A 25,477-nucleotide genomic window follows, 5' to 3' on the forward strand; every position below is an offset into this window, starting at 1 on the left:
AAAATTTTAGGGCTGGTTAATTTCAAGGTTAAATTCGGGGCTGGTGTATTCTTCAAAAGCAGTAGTATAATTCTCACCATTGAACATTTTGTACCTGAACCTTAGCTGTGCCAAACCAGTAGGAAGATCCATATCAGCAGTGGTAACAAATACCGCAGAAGTATTTTTAGCATGGATATATTTAAAACCAACTTCTTGGTGTGCAGCCACATCCAAAATAATGGTATCCGCCCGTAGATCAATAGGTTCAGGCGTTGCGGGTATAGGCTCTGTTGGTAGCTTGGGGTCGTTAAAAGGTTCCGGGTTTCTAATGAGCAGCCCTAACACACGTTGGGCACTGGTATCGGGATCAATATTAACCACTAAATGCAGCACGGTATTTTCTACATTTTCCAGATTTTTAAGTTTTAGCCCTCCGTAAACTATACGATCGTATTTTACGGCATATCGCATTACCTCATCAGACGCATTGGCAGGATCATCTAACAGGGGAATGATGTTGTTGCTAATTTCGGCTGCCGTAAAGGAAGTATATAAATTATAAATTGCATAGCGCTCGTTTTCTGGTGTATCATCCAAAATAAAGCTGGAAGCCTGCTCCTGAAAACTGGCATACCTAGAACTGATAAAATTAAAGCGATGTACTTCGGTACTTACTTCAGCTTCATCTCCAGGTTTATATTTGGCATCGAATATGGCCGTGTAAACCTTGTTAGGGTATAGGTCGCTTAACTGATAACCTCCCTGTTTAACTCTTTTTTTCATTGCCAATGGCTTGGCATTACAGTTGCCCATACTAGCGGCCAAATTCATTAAAAATACAACCTGTTGGTCGGGTGGCAGGCTTCGGTAATTGTTAATTGTAATTTCTTCATCTGGTAATTGTTCCCATACCAAGGCTGGGCTACTTACTGCGCCAAACACATCAACTAATTTAAGCTCCAAACTACTTTTTACCTCTTTCAGGTTTTGGTAGCTATCAAAATCTTCGTACATAGCATGGATATATGGCTTTGTAAACAACAGCCTTATTTTTGGATTATGATAAAAAACAGGCTTGCTCAAATCGTAACGGCTCTGCGCATCGGGAAAAGAACGCTCGTAATCGATATAATTCTTCAGATTGGCCAGTTTAAATTCATCGACACGGTCTTGTTCTTCCAATGTCTTATAAACAGCGCTTTGCTGATGGAAATGTCCTATCGGTCCCGCCGTTTTAAAACCAAATATCTGGGCGCTGCTATTTGTCTGTCCATCTACCAAATCTCTTGAGGTAAGCGCTATGGCATAGATAGTATTAGGCCTCCATACTGGCTGTATGGTCTTGCTCAATCCATCGCCCATCAGCTGTACCTCTTCAATCAGTTTTTCTTCGGTAAGCTCGTTTTCTTCCTGACGGCGGTGTATCTCTTCGGTGAGGTAAGAAAGTTGGCGCAATGTAGAATATTTTGGCACTGGCGGTATCAGCTCTAGCTGTTCGGGAACGGGCACACTTAGCCTTTTCGCTTTATCAATAAAAATTTCAAGTACATCGGCTGTCCTATCTACAGAAATAAACAGCTGCTTATATTGAGTGTTGCAAACATAGCCCGTACTACAATCTAAGGTCAGTAATTCACTTACCTTAAAACCAATGTGTGTTTTCCCACTGTAACAGGTAAAGTAGAAACTACAGCTTGGCAAAGCACTGCTGTTCGTATAATCGGCATAACTATATACAGTATCTTCCTGTATGAGGTGAAGCGCATAGCCTTTTTTATCCCCAGTTAAAGGATCTTCTTCCACTTTACTAAACAAAGTAGAAATCCCTTTGCTGAAAGGACTGAACACCACCATGGTTTCGAGGGCAAAATTTGCCTCCTCTATTTTTAGTATGGGCTGATAGGGCACCAACAGGGAATCATCCTTAGAATCGAATGCATATACCTGTCCTAACGTTTGCTGTCCAGCGATATTCTCCTTAAAAAAGCCGGACGTTAAATCTGGGCTTCCCAAAGGGATGGCGGCCAAATTGCCTACATTGGCAATGGTGCTGCTCAGCAACCAATTGGCTACGGCATCGGTAGTGTCCTGGTAGCCTTTCGCCAATACTTCGGTTGCCGTAAAAGCCCTATCGAACAATGACAGGTACACCAGCGCTTTATCTTTTTCTTGATAGTGCCCTTGAGGGAAGTTTGATGATACGACATATTCATCCGCAAGCTTAAAAAACCCACCTATACTTAAACTACCCTCAAACGACAGGTTTACCTCTCGCTCAAAGCTAATTTCTATACGGCTTATTGGCTTGCTAAGGTTATCGTAGGTAATATCAGTATGTTGTTGCCCCTTTTCAATAAAGGCAGGAGGCATGATATATTCATCTTGCGGCACAGTAACAATTGCCGTACTGCTATAATCATCTGCTCCAATATTCTGGGTAACATACTTTCGTTTTACATAATCTATACGTATCCTGCTTTCGTTTTGCCCAAAAGCCAACTTTAAGAAACTAATGGGGCTGGCAGTGTGGATAATCAGTTTACCCCCATAGGTACTAATTATTAGGCTATTTGCTTCAAAAGCACTATCGTATTCTACCTCTCCATCTGCCCCTATCAAATCAAAAGTATATCCGCCTTTATAAAAAGCAGCTAAATCTGGATAGGTAGTCTGCACAGCCACATCTTTCCAGTTAATTTGCTGTTGCTTGGTAATGGTTTCAAAACAGAACAAATCTTTTCGCTGAAAATTGAGCCCATCCAAATTGCCCAATGTATCTGTTGACTGGTTGGCATAACTAAACATGTTCTGCGACATCAACCGGATTTTGTTATATCTATTGGGCTGTAAAAACTGCCAATAGCCCGTTTTAAGGTTATTGAGGTTAATGATGGGCTGCCCTGTATGTGGATCTGTGTTTTCATGCACAATGGCCGTTACCGCTTCATAAATCTGGTAGGGTTTCCAAGTATTCGTCTGTCCATCCCAACAATAAATATCAAGGCCCGTTACCTCATATTCGTGGCGTACCTGCGGGGTAAGCCCTTTTTGTGGCGGAATCAATTCCGAATAACCTTCTGCCAGTTGGTTGCCACCACCACCCAGTTTCGTAAGCGAGGGCTTCACCGATTTCAACAAATCAATATCAATATAACTGTCTAGCGGGATGGTAATCTCCTTTGCCTGGTCTATCATATGGTAAGCCCAACCATCTTCTAACGAAGTATTGTTTGGTGCCGGGATAGTGATATTGCCGGTATATATTTTTTTTACATAATTGATTTTAAATACATCTGCCGACTGTATATTGGTGGCCGCCGCCGGCAGGTAGCCCTTAATGGGATTTGGCAGCTCTATCACTGGTTGTGGGGCCGTTAATGGGTCTCTGTTGTTGTTGAAACGCCAGGTAAGCTCTAAAGTGAACTTGATCTTGAAGAAAAGTATCTTGAAGGAAATATAGATCGATCCCTGTATCACAAATGGATTTGGCGCATCTACTGCCAGTCCCAGCGCAATGGTCATGCCCAGTTTGGCCTTCCACACCTTAATGTAGGCATAGCCGCCAACCTGTATAAATGCTCCTATCTGTACAGGCTTAAAGCTCAAAGAACCACCCAAATCAATCCATGCGCCAAAGGCTACCGCTGCAGGGCCATAACTTTTATTGAAATCGAATTTGGCGCCCGCCCCCGCTTTAAACCCCCTCGATGAAATCATGAGATATGAATATCCCTGAAAAAGGGTCAGTATCCTAGAGCGTATCCTTTGGCTTTCGGGCTGGTCTTTGCCCAAGTTAAGGTACCAGCCCGAGGCATTGTTAAAGAAAAAGGCCAGTTCCATTTTCCCACTCAGCGAGAAAATTGCCCCATTCCATGAATCATTGGTCTCTGGCAGGTTATAGTTAACCCCTAGCCCGGCCATAAAGGCATTGCTATCTATCGAAATAAAGGCGCTAAATGGAGGATCATTGGTGTCATTTAGCCCTATCCTTGACCTTAGAATACCTGCCTGCCCCTGCATTAAAAATACATCGGGCAAACCTAACAGTAAAAACAGTTTGCTAGAAAATACCTTACCCGAATCGAAGGCCGTAGCAATGGAAACACCTGCCCCTACAGAGAAGCCCGACTTTTTAGCAAATTTATCTATCTCAATACCTTCTTTCTTGGTAATGGTACTTTTGGCCTTGTAATATTCCCACCAGGTATCATTTTCGGTTAATGGCGGTGTAGTAGCGCTTTTGGATGGCAAGTAGTGCTGGCCAATAATACCCCTAAAGCCATAAATACCCAAACCAGTGGCACCTAAAATGATAGGGGTAGAAAGCTCTAGCCCAATATCTACCAAAAAAGCAGGTACGCTAGGGTCAAGACGCATACCTGCACTACCCCCCATTTTTAAACGTGGCAGACTAAAGGTTACCGCACCGGTGTATTCAATATTGGCCTTAGAACTAGATGCCTGCTCATTAGGGTTGGCCATGCTCAAATAGCCATTTAACAAGAAGGCGGCCTTGTCCTTAGACACATTGCCCGGTATGCTCATGTCTATGTTGAGCCTATCGATGCTTAAAAAGGCATGAAAAGGGCCACTATCTATGGTAAAGTAGAACTTAATGCCGTTGCCCGAGGTATTGACCCCTGCCCTGCCAGTGTTCACCATGCCATCGAAGGTAAATACCAGGTAATGCCTTTCCGTACCACCATGCTGTCCTTTGTGCCCGCCTATGCTGAGGTTTTTTACCTCCATTTTTACTGGGCCAATATTTAGATGGAAGGTTTTGGGAATACTTATTTTATCTATTCCAGGTTCAAATTCCAGTTTGCCATCGTCCCATATACGCAGCTTGTTGATGGGAATATCTTTGGGCAGCACATCACCCAAGCCGGGGATATTGTAGGTAAAATCTAGCGTTCCGGCTACTTCTGCGTAATAACCGCGGCTCTCTTTGCCTAGTTGCAGGCTTTTTACCTTAATAGAAAGTACATCTAGGAAATTGAGCGGCGCAATATCTTCTGATATAGCAGTAATGCTAAAATTACCATCATCTTTGATCTGGGCACTGATGTTAATCACGGCATCTTGCCCGTTCTGCTTCATTTTGTTGAGCGTAAGCGTACCACTAATTTTGGAACTTACAATGGAGCCCATCATGAAGTCTAATTCAAAAAGATTGAGTTCGGTCTTAAAGCCACCAAAATCTCGATAGAGCAAGCCGTTGCTTTCTAAGGAAAGTGTTCCCGATATACCGCCTGTACCGATAAACAGATTTTCGGCATTTATTTCTGCACTGGGCTGATTAGAGCTAGATGTACCGAAATTATTGAATCCTATAGATGTATTTTTTATAAAAATCCCAATAAAGTCATTAGGATATCCTATAAAATCGGCTTCTGGTATGTTTTTTTGCCTGTTTAAATCTAAAACGGCTTCAGTAAAGCCTAAAGTTATACCCGTATTGCCTATTTGTACACGAGGATGAGAAGACGGAAAACTTAGTGCCATAGTGTCTTCGAAACCAAAACCTCCTTTAGTGTTATAAATTAACTCTCCTGCATCAAATAGAAGTCGGGTTTTTATAGATTCATCAGTTTCTAACTCTCCATTTGCTCTGATAGGTATTAAAATATTTCGGGGAATTTCTAAAGCTGCCGAAAGATGTATCTTTGCTGATATTTTGGGAATAAATAACTCTTTAATACTTTCAATGATATTATCTCCTAATTGGGAAGAGAATAATTGTATTATCTTTTCTATGGGCTGTATTGAATTGATAATATAATCGTTAAATACAACATCGTAAAACGAAACATCTGTTGATAGGTTAAATGCGTTGAGGGTTTCTTCTAATGCTACTTCTTGATTGCTATCAATTGGGTATGGTATATTAAGACTAGGGTAATTTGTGTTCGTTTCTAGAACAAATGCACTTAATGTATCTGCATATTCAACTGGCGAATCCAGTAAAGATAGTAACAATTCTTCTTGTGAAATATCTGCTATATTAAAAATGGTTTGATAGAATGCGTTTGGACTAAAAGCGAAGGAGTTAAATTTAAAATTTTTAATGTACTTTTTAATGCCCCAACTCCATGTAAAAGTTAATGGAAGTACACTATAGGGAGTACTTGATTCTTCTAAATCTGGGTTTAGAAGAAGAGAAAACCCCGTTCCCGGAATAGATAGTTTTAGTAATTGAGAATGGCTAACAATATCCAATTTATAAGTTGTAGCAACACCGTCCGCGGATTTTTCTACCATCAGATCTTTAAAATGCACGTTGCTGAGCAATTCATTTAAATTACTTGATATAAAATTGAGTTCCTCAGGTAGATAATCTACCGATAAAATGCTCGAAAGTGCTGGATAATATGTATTTGCCATAACTCTATTTATATAAGTAGATACCGTCAATTAAAATATACTTACCTAAAAATTTAATTTTATCTTCCCGAGAATCATTATTAGTAATTTTATATGAGATTTTACCACTCCGTTTGTTTATTAAAAGGAAATAAAGATTATCATTTGTCCGTAAGATGATAAATTCCCCACGCTCAGCCATATAACGGGAGTTCCTAAAAGAATATAGTTCCCTGTTTAAAGAATCTAAAACTACAAATCCCGGGTTTACAAATTCATACCCTTCTTTGTGAAGGGTGGTGTCTAGTGTGTGTACATACCGTATGCCATATACACTATCCTTTTTGAAGAACATTTTTCGGTTAGAAATTTCGGTAATTTTACCATTGTTTCTGGCTACGGTGTAGCATTTCTTTCCGTATAATAAAAATTTATCATCGTTAAAATGAAGTACGTAGGAACCGGGGATCTTAGCCTTCCACTTATAGGTTAAGTCCGTTAAATCCATGTGGTTTAATATTAGCGTTTCTTTTTGGGAACTATCGGGCATAATCTTGGTAATTACTTCGTTAAAAAACAGGTCATCACCGTCTATAAAGGCACCAAAATTTCCTATTTCATCTTTATACTTATATTTTCTTAAAGGTTTTTGGCTACTAAGATCAAATACAAAGACCCCGTTCATACTTAGTATAACAGCATTATTCTTGTACAACATTACCTTGTTGGCATAAAAAAGTGTATCCCGATATTTTTTAAAATATTCTTTTAGGCCATCTTTGCCAATGCTCATTATATAACTGCTACCATAAGCACCAAAATAAATATTACCGTTGCGTAGGGCATCAAGTTCAACAGGCACAGTAATATTGGCACGATATTCCATCTTTTTCATATTGCCATTCAATGGCTGTATAAAATAGATAGCTTTATCTGGATTTTCAACACGTGAGCCTTTGGTCTTTGACACGTCAATCCCTATAATGGTATCGTTAAAAATTTTTGTATCACCGTACCGATAAGCACTATCTACATTCACAAGCTGTAAACCCAAAGCCTGTACAAACTGCTCGCGGAAATGAGGGTTTCTATTTTGAGGTTTGTACTTCTTTCGGCAAGCTGTGATATTCATAAGAAGCGCAAACATGAACAACAAAGGGATCAACTTTTTCATAATTAATTAAACACTTTCATTACACGTTTATTCACCATTGTATATATCCTTAATATGGCGGCTTCCCTGTTTGTCCATATTATTTTACCATTACTGTCAAATTTGAAATGGTATATAAATTGATGCGATGCGAGGGCGTCTCTTAAGTATCTTCTAAATTGAGGTGTAAAGACGGGGGGTGGATATTCCGCATCAATTGGTAATATATCAGACAATTGTAAAGTTGAATCTGCAAAATAAGAGTTTGGATACAACATTGCCAAAGGAACCTGAGTTCTTGCGTCTTGACCATACCTTTCAGTTGGATTAGCTAGATTAGAATTGTAGCAACCACCTATCACCGGTATAACTATACCGGTAGGGTCTACACTTTTAATAAAACCTACCCAACTGAGCTCATTATTGAACAGACTGCTCATATCTAGCAACGCTGAGAGACCGCTCGCCCCGATATTATAGACATCATTATATAGGTCATATGCAACGAAACACTGTTCTCTGATGATAAAATTGCGGTCAAAATCGAAAGCGGTCTGACCAATCCTTGGACTATTCTTAAATTCTCCAAACAATAATCTATAGAACTGGGTAATTGCAAATTCGGCTATACCTGTATTTAGATCTTTCAAAAGCTGTAGCAAAATAGGATTTGTAAAAATTGGGCATTCTGCAGGTGTCAAATCATCTTCATAAGCTTCCCACAAATCTTCTACTAAATAATATGCGCCGTAAAGCCATTTGCTTTCATGTTTTTTTTGTTTTACAAAAACATACATTTGTTTATAATAGGCTAAAATCTGTCCAAAAGGCATTAACCAAGGTAATTCTCCAGTAACTGGATTTTGACGTGAGGTTATATAATATACCGCATTTCGCCATCCACGCCACGCATTAACTCGTTCCGATCGTTGCCAATAGCCATCTTTGCCAAACCAATCATCTTTAGGCCTTGGGGTTTTTCCTATAGAGAGTAGATAATTCTTATATGCTGTATAATTTTTAAATTCACGCCCTCCCAATGGTTTTTCAATATGCCTAGGTTTTACCTTGGTGAGTTTTGCTGTTGCTGCGGTACTACTAAACAATGCCATAGGTTATTAAATTAATATTTGTTGATACAAGATTAACTACCAAGCTTGAGCCTTGAATTTGATATCCTTTTAGAGCCAAGGTCAAAGAGGTATAACTCTTACCGTCATCATCTTCCAACTGTTGCTTATTGGTAATGGCGAGATATACTGGATATTTTTGGTTAAAAGAAGAGATTGAAAGCAATAAAATAGCCTCCCATTGTTCCTTTGTAATGTTAATTCCTATAATATTTCGTATATCCGGAACATCGAATTTTCCGCTTACATCCGCCATTGATGTTTCGTAAAACAATATGTCTTGGTCTGTATTTGATATTTTCAACGTACCCTTTGATAAATATGAACTTTGTTCAATTTTATCAATATCTTCTATTATGTTATCGTTTTTATAAGATTTAAACGTGCTAACTACACTTATTGGCTGTCTTTTGTATTCTTTTGTATTTATTAAGGTAGGGTTTGCAAGCAATGTTATATTTTCTTGATCAAAACTAATGGATAAACTGAAAGCGCCTTCATAACGATGCGTTTCAATTGCGTCCAAATATAAATCTACATCGTAAGTTTTATTTTTTAGAGGTAATGTTATATAATCAAAATTTAAGGCTAAAGGAAAAATACAATCAAGATAATCGGATTTCCGTATCTGTGTGGATATTGGAGTTGGTAATGTTTCTTCGGTATTTTGTTTGCCATATTTAAGCAACGTATATGAACTTATGATATCTTCATGAATAGGAATAACAAATTCAAAAGCATCTGCATAATTGCTAGCTACACTTAAAGTCTTAAATCGCTCACCATTTTCTAAATCTGCTAACAAATCATTTGAGTAACGGTATGCTTTATCAGCATATAAAATTGGACTGGGATTATCTCCGTTTCCGCTAGGCAACTTAATTGTTACGGTTCTAATGCTATTCGTTTCTGAAGGAAAATCATTTGACTTAATAACTAGGATAGGCCATGCAATAGCATGATAATTTTTATCTTGAAAACTGTCACTTCCTAATTTTATTTTTATTATAACAGTGTTTGTAGCTGGGGTAGTACTATAGTTCTTAAAATAATTTAAAGAGAAATTAAATTCATTCCTAATATCAATATAACATTGGTCTTTATTTAAAAACCTAGAGATTAAATCTTCAAACAAAACCTCCCCCTTTACCTTGGTTTCTGATGTTCCATTTCTTACAAATAAATTTGTATTATAAAAACTTGCAAAAAAACAACAAGGGTCAATAAAACTTAATATTTGTTCCTTATCATGCCAATGGTCGAAAAATTCGACATCTGTTGGTGTACCTACTAGAGCTTTAACTTTACATATCGTTTCATCTTTTCTTGCAAATTCCAGGTCTGGTTTATAGAATAGATCTTCTTGTGTGATTTCAAATCCAATGGCATTTTTATCAAATTCACCTATTACATCACCTCCCTTAACCGACCAAAATTGTAACCCTGAAAAGGTTTTTAAGAATATCTCATCTAAAATTTCGGTACTAGCTAACGAATTAATATCAGAGTGTAGGCCAATTACTTCTTTAGAAGGGGAACCCGTATTATTAAATTTGTCAAAAGCTTGCCAAATACTATCTACCAAAGTATTCGTACCTTTTACGGCGATGGTCAGATTATCAGATGATACTAAGCTATCTTTTTTAATACCTCTATATATAAAGTATTTTATTTTTGGAAAATTAAATGTCTGTGTTTCGGTTGGCTTAAATACAATGTTCAACAAACTAGAGTTGTTTAATTGTTCTTGAACAAAAATTTGTCCATTACAAACAGCTATAGCATCTAAATTAACCGAACTGATATGTTTGCTTGTTAATAGAAATTGTTCATAAGTAACCCCATTTTCTATTATATCGGTTATTGAACCAAAAGCATCGGCTATTTGATCGTTTAAACCATTAATGTCTGTAAAAAAGTGATAAGCCATTAATATAATTTTAAATGTATTCTATAAGTAACCGTTGTTAATTAACCAATGGGCAATGAACTCTAATGCGTAGCGGTTGGAGTCCATCCCTTCGCTTGCGGCAAAGACTTTTCCGTAGCCTGTTTTCATTGGAATAGTACGAGTAACTCTATCTTTATTGGTGCTTACCCTAAAGTTTTTGCCCTCGTTGCCACCAGAAAAGCTAGCTGTAGCTACCACCAGCCCAGAAGGGAGCTTAAAACGGTAGGTATCCATATCGGGCGTTCGGCCAATATGCTCAAACATGCCAATAATTACGTTGCCTTGGTCTATTTCCTTAGTTTGGTCTTTAATAAGCGCTTTGCCCATCTGGTTTCTGCGCACCAGATCATAACTAATTTCTACCTTTGGGTTTTTTCCCTTTTTGGCCAAAAATTCGTTTACCTTGGCTTCATCTAGCATATTATCTACCACCATACCGCTTTCGCCAATGAGCTTTACAAAGTTCTTTTCGGTACTGAGCTTGCCCAACGAGAAAATTCCGGTCTGTTTGGTGGGCAAAAAGCTAAAGCGATAGTAAAAATCGGCATTGCCGTCTTCGGAGGTAAAATCGGTGGCAACAACCGCAATAATCAGTTTTTCGCCCGATAGGGAGAGCAGCTCGAAAGTGCTGGTGAGACCAAAGTTCTCCTTATCCTTTATCTTTACCACTTTGGCAATTTCCTTACCATCTACCGAAATGATGTTAGACTTGTAATCTACCTTTACTTTTTGTGCATATGTGCTAGAGATGAAGAGCAATAGCGCCAGAAATGTGAATAGTGCTTTTGATTTTGTCATTTTTAATTTTGTTATGTTAACAAAAATTCATTCGCTATTATTAATTACGGATGAGTGGTGCCTATTCTAAAACAAGCTCCACCATTTTTGTAATCTTGTTGTATCTTACTACGCCAATTTTATAGTAACTACTAATTATTCCCGCTTGCCTAACTTTCTCCGTATTCAGCGAAACCTGCTCACTGTTAACTATTGTCCCTCCCGTATTTATAAAATCAGTACCATCCTTTACCATAGTCCCTCCTTTGTAGGTAACCAAGCTTAAATTAAAATTCCCATATTTTGGTGTTCTATACCAACCTGCATACAGGCCAATATCAACAATATTGGCAGACGACAGAGGAAGGGTTCGAATAAAATTTTTATAACTTATTAATACCGCCTCTGTACCTGAACCCTGATTATCTCCCCCCCACCATAAATAAGAATTACTTTGCGGGCTTACACCGACTGGGACAGTATGTTTTGATTCAGAGCTAGCAAACCCCACATACATATCATCGTAAATGGTGCCTGTATCCTCAAACCCCACAAGAATATCTAAATCCTCTTCCTCCTCCTCTTCCCAAATATATCTCACCACTGCAAAATCAAAATTGTCTATAATAATCGGTTCGGCAGTTTGGTAGGTAAGCGTACTGGTAGGCACATTGAAGTTGAAACGTAGCAGCATAGGCAGGTAATCTTTGTTATAATTGCCGTTTGCCCCGGCGGCGGCGTAGGTTTGAAAGTTGCTGTAGTAAACATTGGCACCACCAATTACCGTAGGTACATAGTTGCCCACATTGCCGTTCATGGCCATCACACCGGTATAGTCTTTTAGAGCAAAAGCCCCTTCAAGTGTTTTCATGGTATTAGACCTACCTCTAACTTCTAATACAAAATCCTTGATACGAGGGTACTGCCTAATGAGTTTGGCAATGTTAAACTCGAGTCTCCATTTCAATATGCTGCCATTATCTACCAGATCAGAAGCAAGTATATAGGCATCGGCAGAGGCACTGTTGCTCGGTAAAAAGTTATTGCCGGTATATACGAGGGCCTGCCCGCCAACAACATCTGCATTGATGATGAGCGCCCCAGCATTCAACGGAGTGTCGTTAAATAGGTCTATCACCAGTACAGATGGATAATGTATATTGGTATTTAAAATGGTTAGCGGTAGGTTTTTGCTCATTCCGCCTTCTAGGGTAGCGGTAATGGTGGCGTATTTATCGCTAAAATCGGTGTCGTCTCTATATGTAGTAAGCTGGTTAAAGTCGAAAGCACCCCCCAGATTAATACTGAAATTGGTTTTATCGGTAACTCTTATCGGTGCATTGCTTCCAAAAGACAAATAGGTTTCGTAAGTGGCACTTGAACCCTCTTCTAGCTGTGTTGGGCCCTGTATAATCAATGACCCGGGCACTATATTAGCGTAAAAGTCCAAATATTTTATGCCCGACCAACCTTGCGCTGTTAATAGGCGTACACCAATGGAGTGAGGGCCATCGTTAGCCTTTGAACTTACTTGTTGCCCTTGCTCTTGGATAAGTATGACCTTATCTAAAAACCATTGGTAGGCCAATACGCTTTCTTGTTCTGGAACTGAATCAAACTCGACTGTAAAGGAAAAAGAATTATCGGGCAGATAGGTTTCTCCAACGATATCAAAAGGAGGCCCGAAAAGACAGACAGTATTTGGCATAAGAGGTTAATATTTGGTGATTGTGGCCTGCCTCATGATATTAAAAACATCAACGACAGATTAACCTTAAAGTTAGCAGATTAGCTTTAACAAAAAAGAAAAAACGGAAATATTTTTTCACATACACCTTAATATTTTCAATATCAATATTTTACACTTGATCTCTAACAGTGTTTGATATGAGGTTTTTCATTGAAAAGTCATATATGAAGACTATTGCACAGACTTTAAGTAATAGTACTACTCCAAATCGTCTCCTAAAGAATCTTTAATGGTAAAGCCATTTTTGTTTAATATGGTAGCCGGATTGCGGTAATAGGAGCCGTTCACAACAATATTGGTTGTTAGGGTCTTAGTTCCAGTGCCCTTTATTTCAAGATTTGTAAATGTTAAATTTCCAAATATATTTTGAGAATCTGCTGAAAATATCAAGGTGCTGCAGATTAATGAGGAAGCCCCATTATATATCACGCCTCCATTCCTTCTAAAGTCCAAAGTGCCTATTATAATTACATTAGAATTGCTCAAAGATAAGCCGCCAGGGCTTCCACTCTGCATTTCAAGCCTAAGGTTTAAAAAAGTAAAGTTTACGTTATTAATCTGTTGGGTGAATTGCCTAATGAATCTCCATAGTGTTGGCACGACACCATTCATAACAACGGAGCTTTGATTAAATGAATAGGTTCTAAAAAGAACTTCCTCAACTGTTGTCCCACTTGAAAATGTTTGAGTAGCATTAAGATTTTCATCAGCAAATTCTATAGTAGCGTAGCTGCCTTGAGGGATTGTTCTAGCAACATTTCCAGCATTAGTGTACTTGGTATAACCTGTTAAGGTATGACCGTTTAAATCTAAGGTAGCAGTACCACTGAAATACAGGTGTTTGCAGGTTGTGTTACCTGTTAATTTTTTAACGCCGGAATTTTGTAACCTTAGCTCTAAATAGCCGCTATCATCAGGTACTCTTATATTTTGGTTAGCAGCATTATAAGCAACAATACTATTAATAAAATAAGCATTGAAAATACAATTTGAAAACGAATTTAAGCCATTTAAAGCCAAACTCCCATTGTTATCCCACCTTGAACCCGAGTTTAGCCCATATATATCCAGAACTGAAAGATAAACGGAGTTCGATGAAATTAGGCTAACAACAATATTTTCAATTAATATGGTTTTTACGTAAAAATATTGGTTAGCGTTACCATTTACAGTAAAGTTTTTATTATTGGTGGTTAACCTAAATATTCCGCTTTGATAGTTTGGTTGCCAGACGGAAAATTGAACATTTTCTCTAACTTCTATTTCTGTTGGAGGCGTATTGCTTATATTGCCCGAAATCACGGAAAAAAAATTTGCAGTCAACTTTGCGTTACTACCCAATATAAACGATTTGCCATAGGGGTCATAAACATAAAAAGTATTGAATACACACCGAACGTTATCGTTAATTGTAATACCCACAAGATTGTTAGAGATACTAACACCAGATAGATTTCTGTCTATAATCATTCTACCTGATTGGCCTGCTGAATTTGTTGGGGCAATACTACAACCTGAATTAAAATTAATGTTTGGCAATAGGTAATCAACCGTAAAATACAAACCTATTGTACCCGAAACGTTAATTACACCATAACTGTAGTTAGCAGGATTTCCTGCCAATGCTAAGGTGCTGGCAACATTTATAATACCGAAATTTGTCATTCCTGTGGCGATGCTTAATTGAGCATTAACATTTGTTATACACCCTTCAGTCAACACTAGAAATCGGACATTGCCACTGCTATTAACAAGGCAGTTTGCTTTAATAACAGCAATATGATTGGCGGTTGGCACCACACCTAAACTCCAATTTGCAGCATTGCTCCATAAATTACTTACCGAGCCCAAAAACTCATTAACAGTATCGTTAATGATAACCCTGTTTCCAGCTATTAGCTTGCCACTTGAGGTTACTATCATTGTTATTGTCTATTTAAAATTCCTTGTGCTGTTGTTATTATATGGGATATTAATTTGCATTCTAATACAGTCATGGCTTCGCTAAACATACTACATGAGATAGTTCCTTTCAAAAAAAGAGTGGGATCGATGCCTAGCGATGAGTCGGTATTTCTATTAAACAGAAAAAATTTCCTATTTGAAATATCGTAAGTAGTAAAGTTATTTTGATTAGCTACTATTAGATCATTGTAATAAGCAAAGGATTCCGTATTAGAGGCTCTAGATAATCCTAACACTCCTGGATTAGAAGATATGGGCTTATCAAAGCTGGTTGTAATATTCGTGAAACTTGAGAATGTTGATGAATTATTAATTGAAGTTCTAATAGTATCATATATTCCCGTGAAAGTTCTACTTGAAAAAGATAAATCAGTGTAATTAGCATAGACCATACAATGAAATGATGCTTTGTTTATACTATTAGAAGAAATTTTTGTATTGATAAACCCGTTTATCCCATTCGCACTTACACCTTTTGAATCATGGGTTATTCCTCCATAGTATGATAGTGTATAGGCGGCATCTAAATCTCTCATATCTTTCCAGTTCCATCTATGTGTAGCTGCCGTTCCTCCTACAAAACCATATAATGCTTTTATTTTACCCCATATACCAATGCCTTTTAATCCACTAACGATATGATTCACATAAAACCTTTCAGCTTCTGTTAACATTACACCATTTACGTCTCTGATAGTCTTGATGATTAATTCTGCTTCTGGTTCAAACGCTACAAGCAATCTTCCTTTGTCTAATAATATCATTATATGTTGTATTTTAGTTTGAGATAGGTTTGAACTTGTTTGGTTTCAATGTTATTTAAACATCTGTCCCAAAGAATCACTTGATAAACATCTGTTCTTACAAAGGAGTCGGTAGTCCAACCTGCACCACCAATATACATCCTGCAACCTAAACTTAATCCTTGAGTGCTGTAAGGTAATCTATAGTCAATTCCAGAGCTTATATCATTAAATAAATTGTTTGTGGTATTGGCTGATATGATATCATTTTGATTTGCAAAATCATTTTTTACTCCACGAATGCCTCTTTTTATAGATACTTTATAGTCATAGATATCTCTTGATGCAGGAGTTCTAAAACCTAAAAAACCACTTATTCCATTAGTCATATGTTCTTGGCATGCACCATTACCTAATCTAACCATCCCTTCGTTATGCCAGGTAACTCCTTGTTGCAAACTTGAAGAACCGATATCATTTTTAGATACAAGTACAATGGTTCTTTCTGTTTGCCAAATATAAAATGTTGACGTCCTTAAATTTTCAAAACCAAGATATTGGAAACTCGCGGGTAGAAATTGCAAGTATGGTTTATTATTTACATCTACTTGGAAGGTTGGTGAATTAGTGTTCATAGAGGAATTATAAACATTACTCGCATTTCTCATATTCCCACTACAATCCACCCAATTATTTATATCATCTCCAAGGTTAGGCTGAATAACATCAAAACCATTTACATAGTCGGCATTCAACCAAACACTCGGATTTAAATCTCCAATATATTTTTCTAGAGCGTTCATTTATAAATTTGCCAGGTTTTTATATGAAATTTTATCATATTGCAATAAACCAAATTACCAAAAAATTGTTGATGATTAAGAAACAGTTTATTTTTTTGCTAAAAGCACTTGTGTCATAACGAGCTTGTTAAAGTATTTTCGGGGATATGGTTACTATTCTAAGTCGTTCCCAGAAGCGTCTTTAATGGTAAAGCCGTTTTTGTTTAAGATGGTAGCCGGATTGCGGTAATAAAGACCTGTAACTATAATATTAGCTTGTAGATATTTTTGTCCGGTTCCTGATAATGTTAAATTCTCATAAGTACGAGACCACACCCATTGGGGTTCTCCTCCATCGAAGTACCAGTTGCTACAGATAATGGAAAAGCTGGTTTCGTTAACCTGAAAAACATTGGTATGGTCTTTAAACCCTCTACAATGTATCTTATTTACAGTTGTATTCCTTGTAAGCAAAATGCGGTTGTTGCCTCCGCTTCCACCCAGATAGACGAATGTCATTATATCATAATCATAAGGCATTAGATAATGGTTTCCCATTGACATATCAACGGTAATTTGCAGCGACAATGCGGCCAAGGTAAAATTATTGAAATTGATTGGTATGCCATAATTATAAATAAAAGTATTACAGATAATGTTTCCCGTAAATATCTTATTGCCAGAACGATTAATAAATATCGTGTCAAATGTGCCATATGGCAAATCTCTATTTACCGTACCACTGTCGGTATATTTGGTATATCCTGTTAAGGTGTAACCGTTCAAATCTAAAGTGGCAGTACCACTGAAATATAAATGCTGGCAGATGGTGTTGCCTGTTAGTTTTTTAATTCCACTGCTTGTTAACCGAAGTTCTCTGTAATTTATATCATCGGGTATTCTGATATATTGGTCGCCCCCCTTATTGTAGTTTACAATAGAGTTGTCAAAGTTACAGTTAAAAATTCCGCTTGTGGGCATAATATCCAACCGAGCATCATCCCCATTATAGCCCAAATTGCTTTTATTGTTAAAGACTGATGATGAATTGCTACCGCTGATCTTATTAATGGTTACAATCTGGTATTCGGCATTATATTTTTCGTAATTTATAGTGCCACCATTTAATTTTAAATGTCCTAGTACATTGGGTATATTGCCGGCAACATACATAATGGTATTGGCATTATTGAAATTTACTTCTGCTTGGGGAAGGTTAGTGCCATACCAACAATCAAACCTAGTTCCGATTATGGTGAATTTTAACTTACCACTGTTGTTTGATGACAAGCGGTGGAGAACAACATAGGTACCTATAAACTCTACCAAGTTGATTAAGTTTATAATAAATCCCTGATAGCCTGCCCCCAGTTGCAGTACGCTATTTATTTCAGCAGCACGAGTGGCTTCAATTTTTGTAACGTTTGGGCCTAGTGTTAAAGTCTCATTAGTATAACTACTATTGGCTGTTCTAAACCTGATCACATCGGCTATTAAGCCTTCATTTAAGATTATATGTGCGTCGTTTATATCCAAAACAACAACTCTTTTGTCTTCAATAACTGAGGTTATATCAATTGATCTGCTTTGTAGTCGCAACTCGATATTAATAGGGTTGGCATTGCCTAGCATTAAATTTTCAGGCATCCCCAAATACAAAAGCTGCACAGAACCGGCAGTACTATTAACACTTCCTATTATTTCATTATTGTTCAATAATCTATGATATACTAAAAAATAGTTATTTATGTTTAGCTTAGCGTTATTAATAAGTTCCTTACAAGTAGAGCCATAAGTAGAAACATTACAATTGGCTCTTATAATAGCAATATGGCTGGCTGTTGGCACCACACCCAAACTCCAGTTTGCAGCATTGCTCCATAGGTTATTTACCGTGCCCAAAAACTCGTTAACAGTATCGTTAATGATAATTCTGTTTCCAGCTATTAGCTTGCCGCTTGAGGTTACTATCATATTAGAAGGTATTTGTATAAGGATTGGTACTTAGTCTGCTGTTAAAATTATAAATGGCATTTGCCATATGGGTTCTTTCTTGCAATGTTAACAGCTGGTTGCCAATGAAAAAACAATTAGCATAATGAAAATAAGGAATGAAGTCAAATTGTGTGTTATGTTGCTCGGTTCTTCCCCCAAAGGTTATATAAATATTATTACTTGAGGTTACTGTAATGTTACTTCCCAGTATCCCTTGGTTTGTTGTGACAAATTGAGTTGTAGCCGGATAACTTTTACCAGATATTATAAGCGCTCCCTTTTCATAAGGCCTATTATAATTATAATAATTAGATAAACCACCGTTACCACTTATTATGTAACCCGCTTCTGCCCTTGTACTAATATTAAAGCCCAGCCAATTGGGGTTAATTCTTTCATTTGGATTATGGGATAGGTTATTGGAGTTGTTTTTTGCACTAATAGCGCACATAGCCCCTAACACGTCCGTGAATTTAGTATTAAAATATCCAGCACAAAAGTTGTCGGGGAAGTCAAATATTAAATCACTTCTATATATCTTCCCACAAGTACCATACGGTTTCAAATCTCCCATTGTAGGGTTATTATATATTTCCAATAGTTCATAACTGTTGCTAACGAGGTTATGCTTAATAATATTAAAACCACCTCCCATCATAGGATAAAAGCAGAGTAATTTATCCCATATAGGTACAGCATCAAATTTTTTCTTTAAATCTTCTACAAGAAAATGAATGGCCAGCCTTAATTGTTCAGCATTATAAAATCCATCAACGTTTACATTACTATCATTGCCAATGTCTGTTCTATTAATGTAATTATCGGTATCCCTGTCAAATTCCACCAGCATTCTTCCTTTGTTTAATAATATCATTATATGTTGTATTTTAGTTTAACATAGGTTACCACTTGGTACATTTCTATAGGAGTTATCAATCTGTTAAAATAAATTATCTCATGTACTTGATCTGTTGTTCTAGGCATATTTGACATGTAATTACCAGATGATCCATAATAAGTTCTGCCAATAGTTAATTTTCCGCCACCCGCTATATAACCTTTATTAAAATAACCAACACCACCTATATCAAAAATAAAATCGGGAGATTTATTGCAGGTATTTATAAATCTATTATTCCCACTAGCCATAGCGCCTGATGCGGTTCCTATTCTTGCCTGGTTAGAAATATACCCAAAATATTGATTGCCATTATTGCCCAAAATATTGGAACCATGTACAAAACATGAATAATTTGGAGTTCTTAAGAATTGTAATTCTTGTAAAAATTGAGCTGTTGTGGCCGTGATGTTATATATAGGTGGAGCATAATGCCATGTAGATATGCTATTGCTCTTAAACTTATTCCATTGGCCAGGAGCATTACCTCCTTGACTAGAGGATACTGATGTATTTCCCCTATTCACCTGTATGCAAGTGAAGCCATTAGCTAGGTTACTATCAATTATTTCTAGTGATTGTTCATCAACTACTTCAATAAATGGTCTCCCGTGATTATCTATTTTGAATATTGGAGCTAACCAGGCTATAGTTCCGCCATAAATACTGTCATTTACTATATTTATAGGCCTAACCATATCTTTAGCAAGGCTACCTAAATTTTTCCAAACCGCAACTTCTTCATTTACATATGGCTGAGCAATGCCAAAACCATTTACATGTTCAGCGTTAAACCAAACACTCGGATTTAAATCTCCTATGTATTTTTCTAGAGCGTTCATTTAAATTGGTTAAAAACAGTTAATTGGATTACAAGATACAAAAGAATTTAGTGAATAGTTAATATTTATTAGACAAAAGATCTTATCTTCTGTAGTAAGCTACCAACATTCCGTTGTTTATCCCCCCTGTACCAAATGTTGTAAATCGGGATCATTTTTGATGCGTTCTAATTCTGTTTCAATAATTTGAACAACATCTTTTTTAATTTGGCGGTAATTGTTTTCAATCTGTTCTTTCATATTATCCTCGCCCTGCTCATCTACAAAAGACAAGATTTGCGGTATTTGCTGATAGGCTTTGGTTTCCGCAGCTACCTTTTCATTATCTACGACTATTTCAGCGTGAAAAATCTTTTGCTCAATACGCTCATCAAAGTTGTCTGATATGGAACCGACAAACATCCCCTGTGTTAATGTAGATATTTTGGAAGCTGGGATAAGGCTGTCTAGCTGTGTGGAAATTGACGTTGATGTATCATTTCTATTAATAGAGATACTCTGACGTTTCTGCAATACTTTCCCGAAACGTTCCGAAAGGCTTTTTGCTGTTTCTCCAACCACCTGACCACTGAAAATATTACCAACGGTATTCTGAATAACTTTGGCTTCTTTGTCTCCGTAATCCCTTATCAATTGAGAGAAATCCTGAAAACCCAAACAAACTGCAACTTTATTACTTCTTGCCGTTGCAATAAGGTTATCCAGCCCTCTGAAATAAATTGTAGGTAACTCATCTATAATAACGGAACTTTTTAATTGCCCTTTCTTATTTATCAATTTTACAATCCTAGAATTGTACAATCCCAAAGCTGCGGAATAAATATTTTGCCTGTCGGGGTTATTGCCTACGCACAAAATTTTCGGCTCTTTCGGGTTATTGATGTCGAGCGTAAAATCATCGCCTGTCATTACCCAATACAATTGGGGGCTAATCATTCTTGATAACGGAATTTTTGCCGATGCTATTTGCCCCTGTAATTGGTCTTGTGCACCACTTTGCCAAGCATCCATAAAGGGTGATAAATAGTTTTCTAAATCAGGATATGAGGTTAAAATCGTGAACACGTCTGAGTACTTTTTATTCAACAATTCAATAGCGTGTGGGAATGTACAATATTTACCGTCCTCATAGATTTTCAAATACCAAATAATGGCAGCTAAAAGAATGATTGGACTTTCCACGAAAAAATCCCCTTGCTTTTGTATCCACGACCTGTTGAGGTTTAGCATTATGGTATAAGCCGCTTCGTAAGCATCTGAAATATCCGTCATAAAGTCGGGATTGAGTGGATTGCAACGGTGGCTCTTGCGTGGATCGTCAAAGTTAATGACGTAAAATTTGGGCTGAACTTTGTACTTATCTCGATGCTTAAGCAAATGATTGTAGGCAATGGTTGAAAGATCGTCAAACTTGAAATCGTAGATGTACATACTAAAGCCTTTTTCTATCTGTTGCTTGATGTAATTGTTTACGATCGCATACGATTTTCCAGAACCCGGAGTGCCCAACACAATGGTTGCCCTGAAAGGATTTACAATGTTTATCCAACCGTTGTTCCATTTTCCTTTGTAGTAAAACTTAGTGGGTAAGTTAACAGAATATTCATTTTCCATCAATTTAGTTTCCTGCATAAAGCTTTCGTTTTCCATATTAAAAACGTCATCCATGAGGTTATTTTTCAATAACCTACTTATCCAAACGCCCGCCATCATTAACGCAATATAGCCCAACCCGATAGTCAGTATATAAAAAAAAGTTGCGAGTGCAACAGGTAGTTTTAATAATGGCGTATTTAAAAAGAACAAGACAAAGCCAATTCCCAATGCTAAATAAATTTTGGACCAGGTTATCTTCTCATTCTTTACACCTTTTGTTCCGAGACAGCTTAAAGCCAATAGAACTATGGCAAATACTTTGGTGTAAAAGGTATGTGAAAACAGTCCTGCTGTTCGTTGGAAATTGCCTAATATCTTATTGATTACTTCCAACGTCCAGCCACGTTCTAAAAAGAAACCGTAACAGAACCAATAAAGGTGCATCAACACCAAAAGAATACTGACTGCCCGCATAAAAGCCATTATCTTGGCAAGTCCTCTTAAATCGTCTTCTCCCTGCATTATTTTAAGTTTTAATGTTCGGGCGTGAATTTAAAAACTCTATGGCGTGGCTAAAAGAATGTGGCAGTCGATGGCGTTTTGTGGCAGTGTTTGGCTTAATTATATAAAGTAATTATGTTGCTTGCCCATAAATACAATAATCAGTAATTTGTATGACTAATTGCAATTCAAAAAAACAGTATGATCCCAAGAATTCCACTTTCGCAGTTCCCAATAAACACAGTAAAGGATATAGATATAGAAAACGCATACAACTGGTTTAAATCTTTTATTTCAGATAAAGATTGGCTAAAAAGAAAAGACGAAATAGAAAACTATTTGAGTACAATTGTGAAATCCAGCACCCCATTTTCGGAACCTATTAGCGAAGGTACTCTTCTTGTAATACAAAAGGATCAGATTGGATGGTATCTATATTTAGTCCATGCTTATTTGTTTGAGCCTCATAAATATGAATATTATCAAGGTGCTAGAATAATTCCAATATTTAAAAGAGTTGGTATGGATATCAATCTCATTACAAAAATTACGGGAATTAATAAAAAGATGAGGGACTTGTTCAAGAAAAGAAGATCTGAAGCCGATGCAATACTTTTCGAAATACTTACAGCTCTACTATGGGTAAGAAATGGTTGGGAAGTAGCCATCGTTGAAGAAGGTAAGGGTGCAAAAACTCCTGATTTTGAAGTTTTAAAAGGTTCAGAAAGATGGCAAGTTGAATGTAAACGTCAAATGAAAACCGCTGATTATACTTATAGAGAAACAAAGAAGCGTCAAATAATGATCTCCCAAATCAGTAAGCTATTACTCCAATTTAATATATTGCTTGACATAACATTTCACGTTGAGTTGGTTTCCCTCCCTGACACCTATTTGTTTGATATACTGAATGAAATTATACCTAAAACTAAAACTCCATGTAAAATCATTTCAAACGAATTCATTGATATTGACCTTTCATTTGTGGATATAGATTTTATTCAAAACCATTTAAAACAGTATTTAGTGAAAAATAACTCGCCACAATTATTAGAATTAATAGCTAATAAAGAAGTAGATCATTCTGCGTTTACATCTGGTTTTTTAGGAAATTTCTATTATGTGGGTGACGGAGAAGCAAACAACCTTTATATTAATGAAATTGTAAAAGCATTTGGTGTACATTGTTATTGCAATTCCAAAAAAGCGCTGAATGCGAAAGCCCGTGATGTTAGGAGCCAAATAAACAGTGCAATATCGCAATTTAATCCCGATACCAATTCTATTGTTCATATAGGCATGGAAACTTTTGATGGTCCTGAAGTTGAAATGGTGAGAACTGAAAAAATCATGAATACAATGTCTAACATAGATCCTGAAAGCAATAAATTGTGTTGGATTTTTTATCACTATTTTCAATCTTATACAAGATCTTATATGGATTGGTACTTTGATGAAACTGTAAGTACGGCTACATCATTTTTAAATCCTGTGCTTCCAATTAAAAATACGTTTCTGATTATTCCTGAAGATGATGTTCTAATTGAAAATAACTCTCACTGGAATAAAGATTTACCATAATCCTTTTAAAGAAGCTATCCCAAGAGATTAATATTTTTTGTATAGTTCTTTTATATCTACCTATGTTGTCGTTTTCTTTTCTTCTTCATCTTATTGGCAAAATCCTGTTCTTCGTAATTTTCGCCTTGGGCTTCGGGCAGTAAGCCGCCCAATGCTTCAATTAAACCGTCTTCGTGTTTGCCCGTGGTTAAGAAGTCGAACAAATGATGTGGTTCTTCCACAGGAAGATCTGCATCATTTGATGTGGATATTTTTGGTTGTGATATAGTAGGCTCTTTAATATCTGGTTTGATGTTATTGTTCCAATAATCATTAAAAATATTGGCAGAAAGCTCTTTCCCTAAGCGTGAACCGTTCCAAACCGCTTTGGAATTGTGGTCTATAAAAGTTATCCCATAAATACGCCCTGCATCATTGCGGCGTACTACTACGTTAATGCCCTGTTCCCTTAACTGTTTTTTAAAAGCCTGTTCATCACTTGTGGTTTGCAAAGCAATAGTAATGGCGGATTTTAGGGTCTGTTTGGTTGGGGTCTCTTTCAAAGCGATTTTGCATTTTGCAAAATGCAATTCCAAAGCTGGAAGTCCTGCGCTCTTTCCGAATAACGAAGCCTTGAATGGATGTCCAACTCTTTCGCCTTTTTCATTTAGTGGAATATATAATAAGCCTTGTTGCATTTTTCCTTGCAATTCGCCCTCAATTTTTTCGGTTGTAATATTGAACAGGGAAAGCAAGGCATTGTATTCACCTAATGTTTGATATTGGTAGTAATTTGGCAGGTGACGAATAACCGAAGCAATTTGACTTTTTACATCTCCAGCTTGGTAATTCACTGGACGGAAAACCTTATCATTCTGATTACGCTTTTTTTCCGTCGCGGGTATCAAACTGTATTTTTTTTCTAGCTCACGGCATACAATCATAGACCGCATTTTCTCGAATTTGTCCGAAATCTTTTTACCCTGTTCATCCACGCAAACCGATACGATGTGTATGTGGCTGCGGTCAATATCGGTATGTTTGAACACTACAAAAGGCTGTTCACTATAACCCATTTCCTTCATATACAGTTCTGCTATTTCCCTAAACTTATTATCGCTTACTTTGTCATTAGGGTCAGGATTGAGTGAAATATGCAAGGTGTGTTTCTCGGTATTGCGGTTCGCTATCAGGTAAGGAGCAAAAGACTGGGCTAATTGGGCAACGGAATAATGACCGCTTGCGGTTTCAATCATTTTATTGGCTAATAAAATCTGCCCATTTTCATTTTCCACTTTAAGCTGATTGTATGCCAATGCCCCGTATAAATTTGCGCTTCTTCCGATTTTTGCTATCATTTTTACTGCTGTTTTTTCAGGTGTTTGGCTTCAAACTCCTCGGTTAGCTGAATAATTTCTTGACATACCATCGCCATTTCAGCCGTTTGTTTTTCCAGTTTATAAAGAAACGCTGCGGCTTTTTTCTCGGA

15 protein-coding genes and 1 pseudogene are annotated in these 25,477 nt (G+C 37.0%); 1 reads left to right on the top strand and 15 read right to left on the bottom strand.

All coding sequences use genetic code 11. From position 1 onward, the window contains the following. Positions 1–6 precede the first annotated feature (6 nt). The 13 genes from B3I52_RS15715 to mobC form a co-directional block, all read right to left on the bottom strand. Positions 7–6,366 carry a hypothetical protein gene (locus B3I52_RS15715; protein WP_293303115.1) on the bottom strand — a complete coding sequence of 2,120 codons (6,360 nt, stop codon included), beginning with the start codon at positions 6,364–6,366 and terminating at the stop codon, positions 7–9. A gap of 4 nt (positions 6,367–6,370) precedes the next feature. Continuing rightward, a complete protein-coding gene (locus B3I52_RS15720; RefSeq protein ID WP_293303117.1) occupies positions 6,371–7,519 on the bottom strand; it encodes a hypothetical protein in 1,149 nt (382 codons plus the stop codon). A gap of 2 nt (positions 7,520–7,521) precedes the next feature. Further along, positions 7,522–8,610, bottom strand: a complete 1,089-nt coding sequence (locus B3I52_RS15725) for a hypothetical protein (protein ID WP_293303118.1) — start codon at positions 8,608–8,610, stop codon at positions 7,522–7,524. Next, complete coding sequence (locus B3I52_RS15730; protein WP_293303120.1) at positions 8,597–10,558, bottom strand: hypothetical protein; 1,962 nt, start codon at positions 10,556–10,558, stop codon at positions 8,597–8,599. Before B3I52_RS15730 ends, B3I52_RS15725 begins: the two co-directional genes overlap by 14 nt. Positions 10,559–10,579: 21 nt before the next feature. Continuing rightward, positions 10,580–11,377 carry a hypothetical protein gene (locus B3I52_RS15735; RefSeq protein ID WP_293303123.1) on the bottom strand — a complete coding sequence of 266 codons (798 nt, stop codon included), beginning with the start codon at positions 11,375–11,377 and terminating at the stop codon, positions 10,580–10,582. Between the two features lie 61 nt (positions 11,378–11,438). Continuing rightward, entirely contained in the window at positions 11,439–13,064 is a 1,626-nt protein-coding gene (locus tag B3I52_RS15740) for a hypothetical protein (RefSeq protein WP_293303125.1), read from the bottom strand. A 240-nt stretch (positions 13,065–13,304) separates the two neighbouring features. Further along, positions 13,305–15,029: a hypothetical protein gene (locus B3I52_RS15745; protein WP_293303128.1), complete on the bottom strand. Its 1,725-nt coding sequence runs from the start codon at positions 15,027–15,029 to the stop codon at positions 13,305–13,307. A gap of 2 nt (positions 15,030–15,031) precedes the next feature. Further along, positions 15,032–15,835 (bottom strand): hypothetical protein, encoded by an 804-nt coding sequence (locus B3I52_RS15750; RefSeq protein ID WP_293303131.1) that lies wholly within the window; start codon positions 15,833–15,835, stop codon positions 15,032–15,034. Then, the gene (locus B3I52_RS15755) at positions 15,835–16,617 is read right to left on the bottom strand and encodes a hypothetical protein (RefSeq protein WP_293303133.1); all 783 of its coding nucleotides are present in this window, start codon (positions 16,615–16,617) and stop codon (positions 15,835–15,837) included. Before B3I52_RS15755 ends, B3I52_RS15750 begins: the two co-directional genes overlap by 1 nt. 153 nt (positions 16,618–16,770) lie before the next feature. Then, complete coding sequence (locus B3I52_RS15760; protein WP_293303136.1) at positions 16,771–18,570, bottom strand: hypothetical protein; 1,800 nt, start codon at positions 18,568–18,570, stop codon at positions 16,771–16,773. A gap of 1 nt (position 18,571) precedes the next feature. After that, entirely contained in the window at positions 18,572–19,465 is an 894-nt protein-coding gene (locus tag B3I52_RS15765) for a hypothetical protein (RefSeq protein WP_293303139.1), read from the bottom strand. Further along, positions 19,465–20,331: a hypothetical protein gene (locus B3I52_RS15770; RefSeq protein ID WP_293303141.1), complete on the bottom strand. Its 867-nt coding sequence runs from the start codon at positions 20,329–20,331 to the stop codon at positions 19,465–19,467. Before B3I52_RS15770 ends, B3I52_RS15765 begins: the two co-directional genes overlap by 1 nt. 117 nt (positions 20,332–20,448) lie before the next feature. After that, positions 20,449–22,449: a conjugal transfer protein MobC gene (gene mobC, locus B3I52_RS15775; RefSeq protein WP_414691882.1), complete on the bottom strand. Its 2,001-nt coding sequence runs from the start codon at positions 22,447–22,449 to the stop codon at positions 20,449–20,451. Between the two features lie 180 nt (positions 22,450–22,629). Here mobC and B3I52_RS15780 point away from each other — a divergent pair, with 180 nt between their 5' ends. Then, positions 22,630–24,009 carry a hypothetical protein gene (locus tag B3I52_RS15780; RefSeq protein WP_293303143.1) on the top strand — a complete coding sequence of 460 codons (1,380 nt, stop codon included), beginning with the start codon at positions 22,630–22,632 and terminating at the stop codon, positions 24,007–24,009. A 56-nt stretch (positions 24,010–24,065) separates the two neighbouring features. On the opposite strand, the gene mobB is transcribed toward B3I52_RS15780, so the two are convergent. Then, positions 24,066–25,346, bottom strand: coding sequence for a conjugal transfer protein MobB (gene mobB / locus B3I52_RS15785; RefSeq protein ID WP_293303146.1), 1,281 nt, complete (start codon positions 25,344–25,346; stop codon positions 24,066–24,068). A 2-nt stretch (positions 25,347–25,348) separates the two neighbouring features. Next, positions 25,349–25,477, bottom strand: a pseudogene (locus tag B3I52_RS15790) (hypothetical protein); the annotation flags it as partial.

Source organism: Pedobacter sp. UBA4863 (genome assembly GCF_002399615.1).
Classification (GTDB): Bacteria; Bacteroidota; Bacteroidia; order Sphingobacteriales; family Sphingobacteriaceae; genus Pedobacter.

Excerpts from the sequence above, each read along its gene's own strand:
- B3I52_RS15715 (WP_293303115.1), bottom strand. The coding sequence starts at position 6,366 with ATGGCAAATACATATTATCCAGCACTTTCGAGCATTTTATCGGTAGAT.
- B3I52_RS15720 (WP_293303117.1), bottom strand. The coding sequence starts at position 7,519 with ATGAAAAAGTTGATCCCTTTGTTGTTCATGTTTGCGCTTCTTATGAAT.
- B3I52_RS15725 (WP_293303118.1), bottom strand. The coding sequence starts at position 8,610 with ATGGCATTGTTTAGTAGTACCGCAGCAACAGCAAAACTCACCAAGGTA.
- B3I52_RS15730 (WP_293303120.1), bottom strand. The coding sequence starts at position 10,558 with ATGGCTTATCACTTTTTTACAGACATTAATGGTTTAAACGATCAAATA.
- B3I52_RS15735 (WP_293303123.1), bottom strand. The coding sequence starts at position 11,377 with ATGACAAAATCAAAAGCACTATTCACATTTCTGGCGCTATTGCTCTTC.
- B3I52_RS15740 (WP_293303125.1), bottom strand. The coding sequence starts at position 13,064 with ATGCCAAATACTGTCTGTCTTTTCGGGCCTCCTTTTGATATCGTTGGA.
- B3I52_RS15745 (WP_293303128.1), bottom strand. The coding sequence starts at position 15,029 with ATGATAGTAACCTCAAGTGGCAAGCTAATAGCTGGAAACAGGGTTATC.
- B3I52_RS15750 (WP_293303131.1), bottom strand. The coding sequence starts at position 15,835 with ATGATATTATTAGACAAAGGAAGATTGCTTGTAGCGTTTGAACCAGAA.
- B3I52_RS15755 (WP_293303133.1), bottom strand. The coding sequence starts at position 16,617 with ATGAACGCTCTAGAAAAATATATTGGAGATTTAAATCCGAGTGTTTGG.
- B3I52_RS15760 (WP_293303136.1), bottom strand. The coding sequence starts at position 18,570 with ATGATAGTAACCTCAAGCGGCAAGCTAATAGCTGGAAACAGAATTATC.
- B3I52_RS15765 (WP_293303139.1), bottom strand. The coding sequence starts at position 19,465 with ATGATATTATTAAACAAAGGAAGAATGCTGGTGGAATTTGACAGGGAT.
- B3I52_RS15770 (WP_293303141.1), bottom strand. The coding sequence starts at position 20,331 with ATGAACGCTCTAGAAAAATACATAGGAGATTTAAATCCGAGTGTTTGG.
- mobC (WP_414691882.1), bottom strand. The coding sequence starts at position 22,449 with ATGCAGGGAGAAGACGATTTAAGAGGACTTGCCAAGATAATGGCTTTT.
- B3I52_RS15780 (WP_293303143.1), top strand. The coding sequence starts at position 22,630 with ATGATCCCAAGAATTCCACTTTCGCAGTTCCCAATAAACACAGTAAAG.
- mobB (WP_293303146.1), bottom strand. The coding sequence starts at position 25,346 with ATGATAGCAAAAATCGGAAGAAGCGCAAATTTATACGGGGCATTGGCA.